The sequence below is a fragment of the Wolbachia endosymbiont of Anurida maritima genome (assembly GCF_042182995.1).
Lineage (GTDB): Bacteria > Pseudomonadota > Alphaproteobacteria > Rickettsiales > Anaplasmataceae > Wolbachia.
Genome location: NZ_CP102058.1, coordinates 1,241,947 through 1,260,150 on the forward strand (window position 1 = coordinate 1,241,947; position 18,204 = coordinate 1,260,150).

Below are 18,204 nucleotides of genomic sequence, written 5' to 3' on the forward strand. Positions count from 1 at the left end.
AGAATTCTTCTCTTGCTATCCCAGTCCCCTCTCCTGTCATCTTAGTCCTCTCTCCTGCCATCCCAGTGCTTGACACTGGGATCTCATTTTATTTTGTAATTTCATCATATAAATCAGCCCAATTTGGATTTTCCCTTTCAACTAAATCAATTTTCCATTCTCTTTTCCAGCTTTTTAAAAGTTTTTCTCTGTTCAGAGCTGAACCTACGTCTTGAAATACCTCAAAGTAAACTAATTTCTGCACATTGTACTTTGATGTAAAGCCAGAAATAACTTTATTTTTATGTTCCCAAATTCGTTTAGTTAAATTTGACGTTATACCTATATACAGAGCCTTATTGTGCTTGCTTGTAAGTATATAAACATAATAACTTTTCATATCTAGTAAATAAATTTCCAGTGTCAAGCACTGGGATGACAGGGGAGGGGCTACTCGGATGATACCCTCTTTATAACTTTTCATATATAGTAAAATTTACTGGATCCCAGTGTCAAGCACTGGGATGACAGGAGAAGGAGGCTACTTTCATGACATCATCATAAAGTAAATCAGTGTCAGCTACTCGGATGACAAGAAGAGGGCACTGCCCTCCCTTGTATGTATTAGATGTAGGCCGAGTTGTGGTCGTGGTAAATGTGGTCGCTTGCGCAATCGAACATTTTTGCAAAGCCATTCTCTAGATAAAGATTATATTCGTTATGTTGACCTAAAAATATAGTGCTATCTTGTGTTTCTAAGTTGAAACCGTTTGTATCTGACAGCAACTCATAGTTTAAGTCATCTATTCTTGTAATACTACTTATTACCTTGCCCTCCTTATTAGATATAGCTAAATCATAATGATTGCCATCCTTCATTATTTTGATGGATACCTTATCCTCAGGTAACACTATAAGTTTCTTTGCGCCACTATCGTGGATTACGAATTTGCCTTTTTCAAAATAGTATTTGTCTTCTGGCAAAGCACCAACCTTATATCCTGATTCAGCCAATTTGTGCCAAAACTTTAACACAGATTGCTTTTCCGCTCCTTCTGCTTTATCATACAAGGCCTTTATGTCGTAATAATCTATGGTTACATTTGCCTTGTGCTTCCCTTCCGAGAATTGATCAGAGCTCTTTCCTATTTTCAAGATTGTGTCTTTTAACACCTGCTCTTTCTCCTCCACTAAAGATGCTCTTTTCGTTCTTGTTAAACTTTGTGATGAAATTGACTGATCAGATTGCATTTCGTCTTCTCTCATGACAGTTTGTTCTTTAGCGGCTTGTGCAATAACATTAGTAGTTCTATGTGAAGTATCAACTTCTGCATCAACTTTACCTACACTTGCTTGTTGTGCTGAACTTTCAGTTTGTTTCTCTTTTGTGAATATTCTCTGATAATCCGTGTAGCCTCTATTAGTATCACCGATATCGCCACTGCCTTGATCGAAAGTTATTTTTTTACTTCCATTTTCCATGTTCTCAATTTCAACTTGAGGAGAAACAGATGCTAGGAAGTCGTTATAACTGTAGTTATAATCAGCAGAAAAGAATATTTTTCCTTTGAAGTTATGGAAGTTATTAGATAACATTCCAATTTCTTCATCACCATCAAACAATTTTACTTTAGTGAAATATGTTTGATCTTTTATTCTAACTATTTCACCGCTAGAGTTTCTTGGTATGTGGTAATCATTTGGATCGTACTTTATAGCAAAAAGTTTACCAGAGCCATATTTCTCTAAGTTTATAAGGCCCACATTTACATGTTTATGGGAATAATCTCTCTTCTCATATTCATGTGCAAATATTGGATCTATATATCTATATTCATCTGGTATGCCATTATACTCTCTTCCTTCAGAATCAGATGGTGCTAATTTATATTGTCCATCTTTTTCCACTAATTTTAGGTGAGTAACACTGCTTGGCAAGTGAAACCTTACGTTTTTTCCATGATCATGAATGAACAAGTTACTTTCATTTATAACTTCACCTCTTTCATTTTTCACCTCTTCAGTAATATAGAAGCCCATATTTTTGAATTCGTATAAGTGCTCGTCTCCTTGCTTTACGACAGCTTCATATACATCGTCGTCTGTCCTATCTGTTCCCTTATTATCCAGTAATGTTCTTTTTTCCACGATTACTCCATTTGCTTTTTGCTCATCGGAATATTGAGCATGCTCTGAATCTTGATGATTCAAAATTCTGGTACCTCTAAGGAGCAGAGAATCTAAATCTTTTTGGATGTGTCCAGTGCTAGGATGCAACAATTCATTTTCATGTAAATGCGCCTCATCAAAGTATTCATCGCGTTCAACTGTTCTGCCGTCTATCAGAGAAGCTTTATGATGACCATTTTCTTTTGTAATAGCCATATAAGCACCGCCTTCGTATGAAACATTTAAGTTGTGCAATATATCCTCAAAAACGAAAGTTTCTTGAGTTTGTCCTTCAACTTGCTTAAAAAATCCTGATTCGCTCGATAATTCTCCAAGTTTTGTATTTCCATCATATATAGAAAGTGCGCCCATATTTCCGTGACCATGAGCTTGCATAGAAAAAATCTTACCTTCTTGTAGGTCAATATGATTTGTACCTCTTATCAAGTTTGAATCGATATTGATCATCTCTTCTAACATCTTTTCTACATCGATGTTCTTAGTCGCTTTTACTTGTTCTAAGCCAGTGTTTATGGTTTCATCAAGCAAGGTACTTTTTAAATTTTCATACTTATCTAGTATTGCATCTTTCAATTGTGTATATTTGTCTTGTGTAGCACTATATAATCTCTTATCTTCACTATGATAATTAGTGCTGGCTGAATTGTATTTTTCTACAAATTTCTCATAAGAGATCTCTCCTCTTTTGTATTGCTCGTATGCATCATGACGCTGTGTTTCTTCCTGTTCACGCAGGCCTTTCAACACATCATCATATTCTATGTTCTTCTGCTTATCCAAATCTTCTAGCTCGCCCGCACGTATTTTTTCTAAGTCTTCTTTCCCATCATAGTAAGATTTTCTTAGATCTTCACCATATTTTGATAATATCCTCAAAGCTTGCATTTTATACTCTTGACTGTTTTGATATTCATTACCTTGTTGGTCAGAGTAAGTTAGTTTATCCTGTCCATCGGAAGTTTTTATTACCTTGAGGAAATGATATTCCTTTGATATATCAAGTGTATCATTTGTTGCCCTATTTATAGCACGAGCAAGATCATAAAATGCAACGTGTTCTATAGGAGAAAAACTTCCAACGTTTTCTCCATCCATTTTTTCTATATTTGCTCTATAGTAGGATATATTTTTAATTTCTCCACCCACTATTTCTTGACCAGTTGCTATAAAATCTCCTTTTGTAACTTGTAGGGCATTAATGTCTTCCATAGCAGTTTCCGTATTATTAGAAGCCAGCCAGCCAGCCTTNNTGAAGGCATCATTGTGACCTTTTATTTGATCTAGAAAATTTCCTGATTTATGTGAATCACCTTGACATAAAGCATCTAGGTAGTCTTTTAGTAAACTAGGATCTTTTTCCTGTAAGTACATTATCAACGCATGACCAGTTTTATAAACCAGGCTATTTGCTTCGCTATCCTTTGAATATTCTAAACTTAAAATTTTATCTAAATCCAAATTTGCAGCTTCAGTTTTGTCGATACTTGATCCTTGAGAATTGAACTTGTGGTCTGAATGGTGCTCAAAGTAATCTGCAATTCCCTCCATTAATACTGTAGGTAGAGGCTTACCTCCTGTAGCCAAGTAAGTCAAACCATGTGCAAATTCATGCTGAAGATTATGAACGCCACCTTGTTGGTAGACATACATTTCAGCAAAAACATCAGCTTCCCCTTTGTAGTAACATTTACCACCTTCATCTCCAAGGTAAGAACCGAAACGCTCGCTTCCGCCAAGGTGAGTGTAATCATCCTTGTCATCAAACATATAAATTTTAAATGTTTGTTCTGAACTGCCGCGTTCTAACTCGAATGCGTCTTTAAAATTAGCAGCTGTTTCTTTTATCTCACTTTCAATGTTAGCAACTTTACTTGCTCTTAAATTATGAGAATAAACCTCTACTTTAATATTTAAGTCTTTAACTTCTATAACATGTGGCGCTTTGCCATTATTGTTGAAATATTCTTCTTTAGTTATATTTTTATTTATTTGTTGATTGATCGACATAATTCTAACCTCTAATTTATTAACTCTTCAAATATAAGGTGATCTCTACTAAAAAAGTGTGAATTTTCATATTGGTATAATCTATATCTTAGTGAAGAAATATAAGTTGTTAATTTTATGTGAAAAATATAGGGTATAGCTGAAGTTCTATACAGCTATATTCCGGAATCACATTGGACAAGGACAAAAGCAAAGTGGTTTATTGACTTTCATTCTGCTGAAGCACTATACTAAAACCACGATGGGTAATTAGCTCAGTTGGTAGAGCACTTGCTTGACGTGCAAGCGGTCGCTGGTTCGAACCCTGTGTTACCCACGTTTTTGTTCATGAAAAGATTTTATATGACAGCAGTGCATAACGGTAAACACTCAGTAGCGCAGTCCAAGCGCTTAATCTATTCCATAATAATAGTTGCGATAACAATGCTTATGGAAATAGTAGGTGGAATAATTTCACATTCGCTTGCTCTATTATCAGATGCAGGGCATATGCTTACTGACCTCTTTGCCTTAGTTTTAAGCTGGTTAGCACACAAATTTTCAGCTAAGAAATCTGATTTGCAAAGATCATACGGGTATCATCGGTTGCAGATAATTGCAGCATTTGTTAATGGTTTAACTTTATTCTTCATTGCAGTAATCATTATAATTGAGTCAATAAAAAGATTTATTTTTCCGGTAAATGTTGAGTGGAAAGTAATGTTAGTAATTGCTACACTTGGCCTGATCTCTAATATTATAGTCTTTTTTATATTACATAGTAAATGCGAAAGCAATATAAACATAAAAAGTGCTGTATTGCATGTTATAGGAGATATCTTAGGTTCTGTAGCTGCTATACTTGCATCCATAATTATTATGCTTACTGGATGGCAAATAGTAGATCCTATTTTGTCAGTACTTGTTAGTGTAATAATTTTAAATAGTGGCTACAAAATTCTAAAGAATTCTTGCCACATACTTCTTGAAGGCACACCTGAAGGGATATCTACTGAGGAAATAAAAAGTAAGATCACATCAGAATTACCTGAAGTGATAGATGTGCACCACATACATACATGGTCGCTGTCTGATAATTATTTTATAATTACCATGCATGCCAAGATAAAGCAAAATGGGCAACACACTAATATTTTGTATGAAATAAAAAAAATATTGCTAGATAAGTTCGAGATAGCACACTCTACAGTCGAGATCGAATACGATGAGTGTGCGGATAATAAGATACTTAAACATTGACGTTTTAAATTATTATGCTATTACTAGAATGCAATGATGTTAAAGGTAAGCTATGATAGGTATTTCTCAAATACAATTTCCTTCAAAGGAATCTAGCAAGCTAAAGTTTGTTAGTTATTTTGCAACTTTTGTTTCTTTAAGCATTATCACTAATCCCGTTAATGTTCTTTTTTCTCTTGGTACTATATTCTTCAGGTCTGAAATTAAAACTCTTTATATCTACAAAGAAATAAAAACGGCAAAACAGCAAAAAATGAGCAAAAGGGAATATTGGGAAATATTTTTTAAAAACAATACAATCAAGGTAGCAGCCTTCCTCTTGTTTTCTGCTTTCATAACATATCTAACTTTCACTACCACTTTCTTGCTTATTTCGTTACTGGGAACTATACCACTTACAATGCTATTAATTTTATTGCAGAGTGAACTAAGGCCAAAAGATTTTAACCCATTTACGCTGCTTAAAGCTTCTATAAATTTCTTTTTGGAAGGTATAAAAGAGAATTTACGTGGTATGGTTAATAGTTTTGATGTTAAGCTTGAACATTTGCTTCCTCATAAGTTAAATGATGATATCATTAAAAATATTGATAAATTAAAAGGTAAGTATTGCGAACAAGTACCTGAAGACGTAATCAAAAATGATGAATATATTCAATTCATTGGATATATAAACAATTCATATGAGTTTAGTGATGAGGATAAAGGAAGAGTAATTGCATTTTTAGATGACTTTTGCAAAGATGATCAAAAGCATAGCTCTGGTTTCACAGGTGGGCAGATTTTACTTCTAGTTCTGAGAGCCTGCAATGATGGAGATAGAGGAGCTGTAAAAAATAAAAAAGACGCGTTAATTACAAATTTGCTTGATAGCCAAACTTTCTCTAGAAAAGAGCGAATTCCTAACACTTGCTTCACCGGTATTATCTATAGAATGTTAAGCACGCTAGAGGGTATTCATCCTGATCCAGAAATTAGATTTACTCCCCCAAGGGAAATGTTGCTCTCAGAAGCACAAAATAAAGCACGTGAGTTTATGTTAGACAGGTTAAAAAACAAGAAAAACAATAAAAAAATCTTTAATGCTTGGTATAAGGTTCAGAACAATCCTGGTGACAATGAAAGTCAAAAAATAGTTGATGATTTCATCTCAGAAGTAAGTGTTCCCTTAATGAGAAAATTACTGAATTTTACTTCTCAATATAGCGAACAAATTGTGCTGACGTTGATGAAAAATATTAGCTCTATAGGGTTAAATAAATTACAATGTTTTGAGCTGGTTCAGCACATGAGAAATAAACTGCAGGAGCATGGTTTAGGTGACCAAGAAAGTTTACTCGAAAACATCGGAGAAAAAGTCTTTCTAGAGCTTTTAAACCAAAATTTACTCAAGACAGATTTTTCTCTCAAGGATTCATCTTTGGATGGAGCTAAAAGAATAGCTGATAAAATAATAGAAGAAGAAGTGAAGGAATTTGAGTTGAAAGCTGAAAAAACTATTGAAGGTCAGATAATTAGCATGTTAGATGGGTTAAGAATGCTCCCAAGAGAAAAAAGATGTTATAGGGTATATGTAGAACTCAGTAAAAACAACGAAAATGATAAGGAAAAAATAAAGAAAATTTTGCAAGAAAGGTTAAAAGTAACAAAAGCAGCAATGGATGAAATGTTAAAAAAAGGAGCTTCACATAAGCTAGAGTTAGAAATTGAAAGTGTATATGAAGGAAATAAAGATCACGTTACTCAACTTTATGAAAAAATAAGAGAAACAAAAAAGGAATTCATTGAAGATGGTCTTTTAACACCTCAAGAAGTAGAAAATATAACAAAAGCAAAAATCATAGACTTAAACAAAGAGGACAAAATCATACCGTCAAGCAATTTGTCTCGTAGTTTAAGTGTCAATAATTTGGCAGTACATTATCTATAAAATTTATACTCTTTACCTTGCAGAAGATTCACAATATTTCTGTGGTGTTTTAGGAAGACCAGTGCTCCTATAATTAGTAATGTTAAGAACAAATTCCTCTGAAAAANAAAGGACCATGCTACAGCCGTTGAGGTAGCACTTAATGAAGCAAGGGAAGAATATCGAAAGGTAAAAAACACTGCTAGCCAAACAAATATAAACACTAATGCCACAGGTATGTTAAACGCTATCAACACTCCCAGAGTTGTTGCAACTCCTTTGCCTCCTTTAAATTTTAGCCAAATAGGAAACATGTGTCCTAAAACTGCTAAAATTGCAGATACATATATATAAAAATCGTTATTATCACAAAATTGTTGTGCTATATAAACGGCAATAAATCCCTTAAAGGAATCCAGAAATAATGCCAAAGCAGCAAGAAATTTATTTCCCGTCCTTGCAACGTTTGTAGCACCAATGTTTCCTGAACCTACTTCTCTTAAGTTTATCCCTTTTATTCTTGTAATGATTAAGCTAAACGGTATTGAACCGAGTATGTAGGATAGTATAAGGACTACATGCTTTTCCATTATACCAAGAACCTAATTAATTTTATTATTCCTCAGCCTTTTTAGGTAGCACTGGACTTCATCGTTAATCTGATTACTAAACAGTATAAGCGCTGTCATATTGATGAGAGCTAAACAAGAGAACAAAGTTCCACCGATATTGGCAATAGCCATTATGTCTTTAGAAAGACCAGAAAAAAACGCCACAATTATTACCGCTATGCGATATATCACTATACTTTTTGCACCGAATAAATATAGCCACCCCATTTCACAACAATATACAAATGAAATTACCGAAGAAAATGCAAACAAAGGTGCAGCTATGGTTAAAAGTATAGGAAACCAAGGAGAAACTGTTTCAAATGCCTTTTGAGTGATCAATATTCCCTTACCAACATCAGTCTGGTATGCGCCTGTTATTACTATTGTTATTCCTGTTAAACAACAAATGAGCATTGTATCAAAACACGGCTCTATCATTGCAACAAGCCCTGTTCTTACTGGTTCTTCATCTTTAGTTGCTGCATGAGTAATTGAGGCAGAACCAACACCTGCTTCACTGGCAAAGATTGCTCTTTGGATTCCGGTAACAAATGCACCTACTATCCCTCCACCAACAGCATTGAAATCTATCATAGTGGAAAATAATATTTTCAACGTATAACCAAGGTTATGAATATTAAATGCAATAATAATAAGGCAACTGAGTATATATATAAGCGACATAATAGGTACTAATGCGGAAGATATCTTAGCTATCCTTTTAATTCCGCCAATAATTACCAGAGCAAGCAGCGCAGATATTATGGAAGAAAGAAACCAAGGGTGACCATCTACCCAACTTGAATAGCCAGATAATATTGAGACCATTTGGTTGGTTTGAAACGCTACACTTCCACCAAGACCTGATAATATAAAAAATACTGCATACATAGCAGCCAGAACAATACCAAGTCTTTTAAATCCAAATTCCTCCAGACCATTCCTTATATACTGAAAGGGACCACTAAACAACTGCTCCTGATCTTCTGTTCTATGTCTAAATGCTAAAGTCACTTCGGCAAATTTTGCTGACATACCAAAAAAACCTGTGATTATCATCCAAGGCACCGCTCCTGGCCCTCCCATTGAAACTGCAATTGCAACACCAGCAACAGTTCCAAGGCCTACTGTGCTTGAAAGTGCAGTTATAAATGCCTGGAAATGCGTAATGTGACCATCGTGATGATCTGTGTCATATTTTCCACATAAAATAGCGAACGCGTGCTTAAACATTCTTATGTTGAGAAATTTAAAACGCAATGTTAGGAACACATACCCAAAAGCTAGTAGAAAAATTATAAATGGCACGTAAAAGATCTTGAAAAACAGCACTTCATTCATGAAGTTATTTACTCCACTCAACACAGCATCATAACTTTCGTAAAAACCTGAAGCAGCGTACACATCATTAAACAATAGGCAAAATAACACCATATAAAGTAATCTATAAATCATGTTAATACCCTTTAGGATTGTAATAAGAATCTATTGTATTCAAAACTTCCCTTCTCAGTAGATATATTGCAACAGCATTTGGAATCATAAGGCACATGAACAAACTGTCACCTAGGTAAGATATAAATTCTATATTTTTTGACATACAACTAATATACACTGAAATCACTATAAGAATTTGAAACAGTATCAGTATTTTTTTATTACCAAATAAGTACAGCAAAGCAACTTCACAGTAGTAACAATAAGCTATTATTGTGGAAAATGCAAAGGAAAATATCATTAGCGGAAAAACTAACTTGCTAAACAAGGGCAAAGCTGTTGAAAATAACGAACTAATTAGTATAATATCACCCACGTTATCAGTGCTGTGCATACCAGTGATAATTATCACGATACCGGTCAAAAATGAGATTAATATTGTGTCTATAAGTGGTGCAATCATTGCAACGCAACCAACTTTAATTGGATCTTCCTCTTTTACAGCTGAATGTGCTATAGCTGCTGTTCCGGTACCTGCTTCGTTAGCAAACACTGATCTTCTCACTCCGGCTATTAATCCGCTCAATACTCCGCCTCCTATAGCTGATTTATTAAAGATATCTTGAAATATTATGGATAAAGCATTCAGCAAGTTACTTCCGTTTATATAAATTAAATATATACACATACCCACATATAGCACTATCATAATTGGTGCTAAGCTCGTTGAAACGAAAGCAATGCGCTTTATTCCTCCCAATATTACAATGAAGACAAGCAGGGATATAATGATGGATGCGTTGTATTCGAAGAGGTTATTTGACAATGCTGCTATTTGATTTGCTTGAAATGGTATACCGCCCAAAATCATTGCAATAAGTAGCATAATCGCATAAGTGAAGGCAAGAAATCTACCAGTTTTTGCAAATCCAATCTTTGCAAGCCCGTATTCCATGTAATAAAAAGCACCACCAGTTGTATTTTCAGAGCGATAGGTGAATGCAAGCACCACCTCGGCAAACTTTATCGACATACCAAGTATTCCGGTAATTACCATCCAAAAAACTGCACTTGGGCCCCCTATTGTGATNGCTATTGCAACTCCTGATATTGTTCCAAGACCAACTGTTCCTGAAATTACTGTTGCAAACGCTTGAATATGAGTGATTATGCCATTGTTATTGCTATTACACTTTAGACTGAATAGCGTCTGTATTCCATATTTAAGTAACCTAAAGTTAATGAATTTGAACTGGGCAGTACAAAAGATTCCAGTTGCAATTACCCAAATAATTATAAATGGAATGTTGAATATCTTTATGTACAGAAATGAATTTAATAGTTCACTTATCTTCAAAATCATGCAGCTTTCTGTTTTTTGTTAGCTAACGAGTTTTATATGTAAAATATATGTAAAACCCGGTGCTTATTGGAATAGTAAGTGTATACACTATACCTAAAATTGGTAAAGTTATCCAGGGCTTACTGATGAAAAATACAATAAGTACTCCAAAAAATGACACAAATATATAGGATAGGCTTTTGGGAATATAAATATATTTTGCGGAGAAAGTTGGAATGTGACTTATCGAAAAAAATGAAATGGCCAGAAAGTAACAAGCTACGTTTCTTGTGTTAAAAAATCGCTCTATAAGAAGTAAGTATTCACTCTCATGAGATTGAAAGGTGATAATTATTGGTAACAAAGAAAGTAAAGCACACACTGGAGCTGGAACACCAGAAAAGAAAAATTTTCCCCAGTATGGTTGTTCTGAGTGTAGCGAAACATTAAATCTTGCAAGTCTTATTGATATGCAGATTACGTATATCATTACTAAAATCCAACCTATGACTTTGATTTCGTTTAGCTTCCAAAAATACAAAAGAAATGCAGGCGCTGCACCAAAATTTAGAAAATCTGCAAAAGAATCAAGCTGGGCTCCAAAATCGCTAGTTGATTTTAGAATTCTAGCTATTCTGCCATCCATCCCATCTAGTATTGCTGCAATGATGATAAAAATTACTGAGAATTCCCATTGTTCATTAAATGTAAATTTAAGTGAAGTGAGACCAGCACATAAACCCAGTAAAGTTATAAAGTTTGGAAATAATTTGGTAATAGGTAAGAATTTACCGTTACTTCCATCGTTATTCATATAACGTCAAAAGTAAGCTTCTCTTGAACGTTTTCCTTATTTAAGTTTGCTATAATTGTTTCACCACCAATAACAGTTTGCCCTTCTGAAACTCTTACTTCTATATCAGCAGGAACATAAATATTCACTCTACTGCCAAATCTTATAATTCCAAACCTTTCACCTGCTTTCACATTCTGGGATACTCCTAAATTACAAACGATACGACGTGCAATTAATCCAGCTATTTGCTCCACAATAATTTCTTTTCCCTTTTCGTATTCAATCACAATAACCTGCTTTTCATTTTCATTACTAGACCTATTGCTCATTGCGGATACAAACTTGCCTTTTTTATAACTCATTTCCTTTATCGTACCAGATATTGGTATACGATTCACATGGACGTTCAAAACACTTAAAAATATGCTAACAAGCGTAAACTTCTTCTCTTCTCCATTTTCTGCCGGTAAAGGATAATGAACTTCCTCAATTTTTGAAACCACACCATCAGCAGGACTTAATATAAGATCCTTATTATTTGGCACAGCTCTTGCTGGATCACGAAAGAAATAAGTACACAATAATGTCGGAAACAAGCACGTAACACCAAATCCCCAAGATATAGAGAATGCTATACACGTTACTATAAAGGAAACTACTATAAATGAATAACCTTCCTTGTTTATATTAGGTAAACCAAAACACATAATCTTATTAACAATAATCTACTATTAACAACTTATCATCTATCACTCCTCATGAAAAGCTTTTTTTAAGAGAGCTTATACTATAGTATTTTTCAAATTCAATTTATAATTTAGGATATTCTAGGTTCCAGCTACTTGGATGATACCTTGTCATTCCAGCACGTAAATCTTACTTAGCTAAAAAAGTACTTCCGCATACTAAAAATTTCAATTATAATGACAATTGAGATATTTCTCGAGCTCAAAATTTATCTTCGCCTGCAGGCTTTTCTATTAAAAATAATTAAATTCCAGTAAAAATGTAGCGTATCTTCTTCAGCGTACATGAATGTGCTTAATCTCTGCCATATATGCGTTGCATTTCTATTGAATCTTTTTCATATAAGAACCTGTTTAAAATCTTCGTAATAGGAGAGAAATAAAGGAAAGGACAACCATTTGTAAGCTAGTGTTGAGTTTACGTTCGCAATTTTTCCACAACCGCCTACACTTTTCCAACCAAGCAAAAGAGCGTTCAACGACCCACCTCTTTGGCAATACAACAAAGGTATGTAATTCACTTCGTTTTATTACTTCAACGGTTGCACCGATAGTCGTTTTTATTTGAGTTGCAAAATTTTCTCCTGTGTAGCCAGCATCAACCAATATGTTTTTAACTTCAGAGAGGTTTTCTTTAGCATTTTCGACCATTCTCACAGCGCTACTACGGTCAGTTATCTCTGCTGTTGTTATATGAATTGCATGNNCTTGCGTATCTACTGCAATATGACCNNCTGAAATCTTTTTACCTGCATCATAGCCCTTTTTCTCAGCAGTATCTGTGTTTTTTACACTTTGAGCATCAATTATACAGAAACTGTTTCCGACCATTGTTCTCTCCAACCAATTTTTTTAAAACTAATTCCAACCAACTTGGTTCTTTTCCATTCTTTTTATTCCACATTTGAAAATAGTAATATACGCTCTCCCACCTTGGAAAATCCTTTGGCAACAACTTTTTAGTACGTATAAGACTGCACAAAATACTTCATATAAATCAAGTTTTCTTGGTCTNNTGCTGCTATTCTCTAGTATTGGTCTGATTTTTTCAAATTGCTCTCGACTTATATCACTTGGATAATTTTTACGCATAGATACACCTCTTTCTTAAATCTATGCCTATTTTACCTCATCCATCCAAGATTTTAAACAGGTTCTTAGAGCCTGTTCATAATCTTTTAAGGAGCAAAACAGTAAAAGCCAGAACGACCATTTGTAGGCTAGTATTGAGCTTTCGCTCACAATTTTTCCACAACCGTCTACACTTTTCCAGCCAAGCAAAAGAACGCTCTACAACCCACCTTTTTGGCAATACAACAAAGGTATGTAATTCACTTCGTTTTATTACTTCAACAGTTGCACCAATAGTCGTTTTTATTTGAGTTGCAAAATTTTCTCCTGTATAACCTGCATCAACTAGTATATTTTGAACTTCGGAAAGATTTTTTCTTGCTTTACAAATCATTTCTACAGCAGCATTACGATCTCCGATATTAGCTGTAGTAATATAAATTGCGTGNNCTTGCGTATCTACTGCAATGTGACCNNCTGAAATTTTCTTGCCGGCATCATAACCTTTTTCTTCAGCAGTATCGGTATTTTTTACACTTTGGGCATCAATGATGCAGAAGCTTGTTTTGGTATTCCGACCACTGTTGGAACGAACCTCTCCAACTAATTTTTTTAAGACAATTTCTAGAACACTTTCTCTATCTTCATTCGTTTTTTTACTCCATTTCTTGAAGTAATCGTAACAATTGCGCCATTTTGGAAACTCTTTTGGCAGCATTCGCCATTGACAGCCACTTTTTAGCACATAAAGCACACCGCAAAATAACTCATATAAATCCAGTCTTCTTGGCTTTGTTTTCTTTCGCACGCTTTCTAAAATTAGTCTAATCTTTTCAAATTTTTCACAACTTATGTCACTTGGATATGTATTCCTCATAGTTTACCTCATATCAACTATACCTCATCTTACCATATTCAGAGATCACGTACAGGCTCTTAGAGCATGTCTTCAAACTCAAGAATGAGCTAATTTGTGAAGCATAATAGTGATCATATTAAAAAAGATGTTATTTTTTGAAGTGAGAGGAGAATGCTCATAATCCTTACTCATACGTCTAAAATTGGAGAGCCAAGCAAAGGTTCTCTCAACAATCCAACGTTTTAGGAAAACTTGCAAAAAACACTCTGATTAATTTATATTGGCAGACCTACGGAAGCATTGCACAAGATGCTGATATAGTAACTATTGCTGTACAGAGAAAATTATTATAAAGAGTCCAATCAATGACTTAGAGGTTCTATCCCTAGAATTCCAGATATTTGACTTTTGTTCTTGAGCTAAAAACAATCTGGCGCCTATGGTTTTTATTTTTTCAGAATTTTATAGCTAACAAAAGAGGGTTGTATTTTTTCGTTAGAATTCTTGCATTTTATCCCAATGCCAATTTTACTATCCAAATAGCCCCTTTCCTGTCATCCAGGTAACTAACACTGGAATCAAGAAAGCGTTATCCATATATCATTTATTTTTGAAAATACTATGTTATAGCTTAAATTAGAAAACTGATTCTTCTAGAAGTTGCTCACTATCCTCATCAATTGTGATAGAATTATCATGATTTCTGAGTAAATCTCTGATTTTCGTTTCTATTTCATTTGCGACTTCTTTGTTTGTTTTTAGGTAAGTTTTTACATTCTCTCTTCCTTGTCCAAGACGTGTGTTGTTATGTGAATAGTAAGCGCCTGCTTTTTCAAGCACACCAAGCTTTGCTCCCATATCTATTATTTCTCCGAGTTTTGATATACCTTCATTGTACATTATATCAAATTTCGCTTCTCTAAATGGAGGAGCAACTTTATTTTTTACAACTTTAACTCTTGTTTCATTGCCTGTAATATTTTCTTTGTCTTTTATTACACCAACTTTTCTTATATCAAGCCTGATAGAAGCATAAAACTTTAACGCGTTTCCACCTGTTGTTGTTTCTGGGTTTCCATAAACTACCCCTATTTTCATACGAATTTGATTGATAAAAATCAATGTACAATTTGTTTTAGAAACAATCGAAGTTAATTTTCTTAAACCATGACTAAGTAGTCTTGCTTGCAGACCCATGTGTTGGTCACCCATATCACCTTCAATTTCAGCTCTTGGTGTTAAAGCTGCAACAGAGTCAACAATTATAACATCAACTGCACTTGAGCAAACCAGTCGTTCAACTATCTGCAATGCTTCCTCTCCACTGTTTGGTTGCGAAATCATTAGATTTGAAGCTGTAACGTTAACTCCAAGTTTACTAGCGTATAGTAAATCCAGTGCATGCTCTGCATCGATAAATGCACATACTCCGCCATTTTTTTGTGCCTCAGCCATCGCATGTAAGGCAAGAGTAGTCTTACCAGAACTTTCAGGACCAAATATTTCGATTATACGCCCTTTAGGTAGACCACCACCAAGCGCTACATCAAGAGCAATAGATCCAGTAGAGATTCTTGGTACCTCTTGTATAGGGTTTTGATCTGCCCACATTATTGAGCCAGTACCAAATAGTTTATTTATATGACTGATTGTACTTTCTAGTGCTTTTTGTTTATCACTATTTTTTTCTTCTATGTTGGTTGCCATGGATCATTTATTAACTTGTATAACTTCCATGATAATCGAACGCGAACAACCTGCCAAGGGTTTTTTAATAACGAAGAACGTCATTGAAACTGGCTGCTTAAATTATATTAATACCAAGTCTCATTAATAATAAGACAAATTAAAAATAGCCCTTTTGCCTGTAATTGCGGAGTTTAAGCAAATTTATAATATGTCCTATTTGTCTTCCCAATAACGAAGTTTGGTATTAGATAGAAAATTAGATAGACTTTGTAGTGCGATACAAAATAACGGTAGAATATAATGGTAGTAATTTCTCTGGTTGGCAAAAACAGCAACACTCTGCTAACTCAATCCAGGAGAAGATAGAAAATGCTATATTTAATTTTAGTGGTGAGAAAATTGCCTTGTACTGTGGTGGAAGGACCGATGCTGGGGTTCATGCTTTAGGGCAAGTTGCTCATTTTGATATGGAAAAGGAATTTGAGCTTTATAGAATAAGGAATGCAATAAACTATCATTTAAAATCAATTCCTATAGTCGTGCTTAATGCAGAAGTTGTAGATGATGCGTTTCACGCCCGGTTTTCAGCAAAAAAAAGATATTACGAATACAGAATAGTTAATCGCTATGCTCCTGCTGCTCTGGAGACTGGTTATGTATGGCAAGTGTTTAGCCCACTTGATGTAAATATTATGCGTGAAGCTGCTAAACATCTACTTGGAAAACATGACCTTTCAAGTTTCCGTTCAAAAGATTGTCACGCCGCAAATCCGATAAGAACAATTGATGATATCGATATAGTACAAAACGGGGATCATATACACATCAAAATATCTGCTATTTCCTTTTTACATAACCAAGTGAGGATTATTGCGGGTACTTTAGTTGAATTTGGAAAAAATAGAACTAATCCGCAAGAAATGCTACATATATTAAGCCAATGCAAAAGAAGTGCTGCTGGGGTTACCGCGCCGCCTTTTGGCTTGTATTTGGTAAAGATAGATTACTAATTTAATAAAAAGTAACGTTCTTAGTGAAATAAGTGTCATACCGCCGCAGTATCTCCAGATCTTGCTAACAAGGAGCGAGATGACGAGTTTAAGTTCTCATTGGCATCACTACATATAATACACTTGAATCATCTTCATCAGTGATAATTGTAGCACTATTACCATCGGCTAAGCTAAACTTACATTTATTTTTTATACAGGATAGAACATCAAGCAAATAACGCGAGTTGAACCCTATTTCTATAGGGGCTTCATTGTAGTCCACTTCTATGGATTCAGTTGCATCACTGCACTCTTGGGAGTTTGAATGCAGAGTTAGCAGCTTTTCTTGTAGTGAGAATTTAATGGATTTTACTTTATCAGATACAACAACGGAAACTCGATCTATAACATCTAAAAGTTTTTTACTTTCAATAATCATATGCTTATCTTGAGATGCTGGAATAACTGCTTTATAATTTGGAAAAGTTCCATCTATTAATTTTGATATTAGAATATATTCACCGCATGTAAACTTGATTTTTCTGTCTGAGAGTTTTACATTAATTTCATTACAATCGTCCAATATTTTTAACAGCTCCATAACAGTTTTACGTGGAATGATCACACCAAATTCGCCATTGATGTTCCCAGGCTTTGGCCTCTTGATACACGATAAACGATGACCATCAGTTGCAACGCAGTACAGAAACTGCTCATCCGTATGCAGATATATTCCATTTAAATTATACCTTGTATCATCTAGTGATACAGCAAATTTTGTTTTAGTTAATAAGTCTATCAGGTCCGTATTTAGTAGAATAAAATCATGTTTATAATTGTCTTCTTCAAGAGCAGGAAAGCTGCTTGAAACTACATTCGGTAAAGAAAAGTTTGCATTTCCGCAAGACATCAATAATTTTCCTTGGTTGTTTACTTCAAAATTGACATCCAAATCAGCGGGTAACTTCTTCACTATGTCATGTAAAGTATGCGCTGAAATTTTTACTTCTCCTTCTGTTAATATGGTTGCAGCAAGCGAGGCAAACATTGAAATGTCAAGATCAGTTGCCATTAATTTTATGCTGCCGTGTTGTGCTTTGATATTTATACACGCCAAAACATCTATTGCATTACGCCTTTCAACCACTCCACTTACTCTGGATAATGTATTTAAAAGACTTGTGCGGCTCACGCTAAAACGCATCTGCTCGCACACAGAATTTTGCTTTTTGATTTCTGTATCTACACCTGCAACCTCTGACATTGCTAACTCTCAAAAATATATTTTAAATGATATCCGCATTCCATATAAAGTAAAGTGCTATTCATTGAAA

13 protein-coding genes, 1 tRNA gene and 2 pseudogenes are annotated in these 18,204 nt (G+C 34.5%); 4 read left to right on the top strand and 12 right to left on the bottom strand.

Features of this window, described 5'->3' with window-relative positions; translation table 11 throughout:
* Positions 1-88: 88 nt before the first annotated feature.
* Both NOX90_RS06655 and NOX90_RS06660 read right to left on the bottom strand, forming a co-directional pair.
* The gene (locus tag NOX90_RS06655) at positions 89-463 is read right to left on the bottom strand and encodes a GIY-YIG nuclease family protein (protein WP_375603996.1); all 375 of its coding nucleotides are present in this window, start codon (positions 461-463) and stop codon (positions 89-91) included.
* A 140-nt stretch (positions 464-603) separates the two neighbouring features.
* The gene (locus NOX90_RS06660; protein WP_375603997.1) at positions 604-4,176 is read right to left on the bottom strand and encodes a peptidase M2; all 3,573 of its coding nucleotides are present in this window, start codon (positions 4,174-4,176) and stop codon (positions 604-606) included.
* A 243-nt stretch (positions 4,177-4,419) separates the two neighbouring features.
* On the opposite strand from NOX90_RS06660, the gene NOX90_RS06665 reads away from it, so the two are divergent.
* The 3 genes from NOX90_RS06665 to NOX90_RS06675 all read left to right on the top strand — a co-directional run bounded on the left by NOX90_RS06665 (position 4,420) and on the right by NOX90_RS06675 (position 7,345).
* A tRNA-Val gene (locus tag NOX90_RS06665) sits at positions 4,420-4,492 on the top strand.
* Between the two features lie 26 nt (positions 4,493-4,518).
* Positions 4,519-5,415, top strand: a complete 897-nt coding sequence (locus NOX90_RS06670) for a cation diffusion facilitator family transporter (RefSeq protein WP_375603998.1) — start codon at positions 4,519-4,521, stop codon at positions 5,413-5,415.
* Positions 5,416-5,467: 52 nt separating this feature from the next.
* Positions 5,468-7,345, top strand: a complete 1,878-nt coding sequence (locus NOX90_RS06675) for a hypothetical protein (RefSeq protein WP_375603999.1) — start codon at positions 5,468-5,470, stop codon at positions 7,343-7,345.
* On the opposite strand, the gene plsY is transcribed toward NOX90_RS06675, so the two are convergent.
* From plsY to recA, 9 genes and pseudogenes are all read right to left on the bottom strand, one after another.
* Positions 7,336-7,914 carry a glycerol-3-phosphate 1-O-acyltransferase PlsY gene (gene plsY / locus NOX90_RS06680; protein WP_375604000.1) on the bottom strand — a complete coding sequence of 193 codons (579 nt, stop codon included), beginning with the start codon at positions 7,912-7,914 and terminating at the stop codon, positions 7,336-7,338. The genes NOX90_RS06675 and plsY overlap by 10 nt on opposite strands.
* 12 nt (positions 7,915-7,926) lie before the next feature.
* Positions 7,927-9,393 carry an alanine/glycine:cation symporter family protein gene (locus NOX90_RS06685; protein ID WP_375604001.1) on the bottom strand — a complete coding sequence of 489 codons (1,467 nt, stop codon included), beginning with the start codon at positions 9,391-9,393 and terminating at the stop codon, positions 7,927-7,929.
* A gap of 1 nt (position 9,394) precedes the next feature.
* Complete coding sequence (locus NOX90_RS06690; protein WP_375604002.1) at positions 9,395-10,738, bottom strand: alanine/glycine:cation symporter family protein; 1,344 nt, start codon at positions 10,736-10,738, stop codon at positions 9,395-9,397.
* Between the two features lie 22 nt (positions 10,739-10,760).
* Entirely contained in the window at positions 10,761-11,531 is a 771-nt protein-coding gene (locus tag NOX90_RS06695) for a CDP-alcohol phosphatidyltransferase family protein (protein WP_375604003.1), read from the bottom strand.
* A complete protein-coding gene (locus tag NOX90_RS06700) occupies positions 11,528-12,220 on the bottom strand; it encodes a phosphatidylserine decarboxylase (RefSeq protein ID WP_375604004.1) in 693 nt (230 codons plus the stop codon). Before NOX90_RS06700 ends, NOX90_RS06695 begins: the two co-directional genes overlap by 4 nt.
* Positions 12,221-12,613: 393 nt before the next feature.
* Positions 12,614-13,351: pseudogene (locus tag NOX90_RS06705) on the bottom strand (IS5 family transposase).
* Between the two features lie 76 nt (positions 13,352-13,427).
* Positions 13,428-14,207 carry an IS5 family transposase gene (locus NOX90_RS06710; RefSeq protein WP_375604005.1) on the bottom strand — a complete coding sequence of 260 codons (780 nt, stop codon included), beginning with the start codon at positions 14,205-14,207 and terminating at the stop codon, positions 13,428-13,430.
* A gap of 78 nt (positions 14,208-14,285) precedes the next feature.
* Positions 14,286-14,441, bottom strand: a pseudogene (locus NOX90_RS06715) (IS5/IS1182 family transposase); the annotation flags it as partial.
* Positions 14,442-14,825: 384 nt separating this feature from the next.
* Positions 14,826-15,896, bottom strand: coding sequence for a recombinase RecA (recA, locus tag NOX90_RS06720; RefSeq protein WP_375604006.1), 1,071 nt, complete (start codon positions 15,894-15,896; stop codon positions 14,826-14,828).
* A 254-nt stretch (positions 15,897-16,150) separates the two neighbouring features.
* Here recA and truA point away from each other — a divergent pair, with 254 nt between their 5' ends.
* The gene (gene truA, locus NOX90_RS06725; protein WP_375604007.1) at positions 16,151-16,888 is read left to right on the top strand and encodes a tRNA pseudouridine(38-40) synthase TruA; all 738 of its coding nucleotides are present in this window, start codon (positions 16,151-16,153) and stop codon (positions 16,886-16,888) included.
* A gap of 88 nt (positions 16,889-16,976) precedes the next feature.
* Here the strand turns inward: truA and dnaN are convergent, their stop codons facing one another.
* Complete coding sequence (dnaN, locus tag NOX90_RS06730) at positions 16,977-18,134, bottom strand: DNA polymerase III subunit beta (RefSeq protein WP_375604008.1); 1,158 nt, start codon at positions 18,132-18,134, stop codon at positions 16,977-16,979.
* Positions 18,135-18,204: the final 70 nt, after the last annotated feature.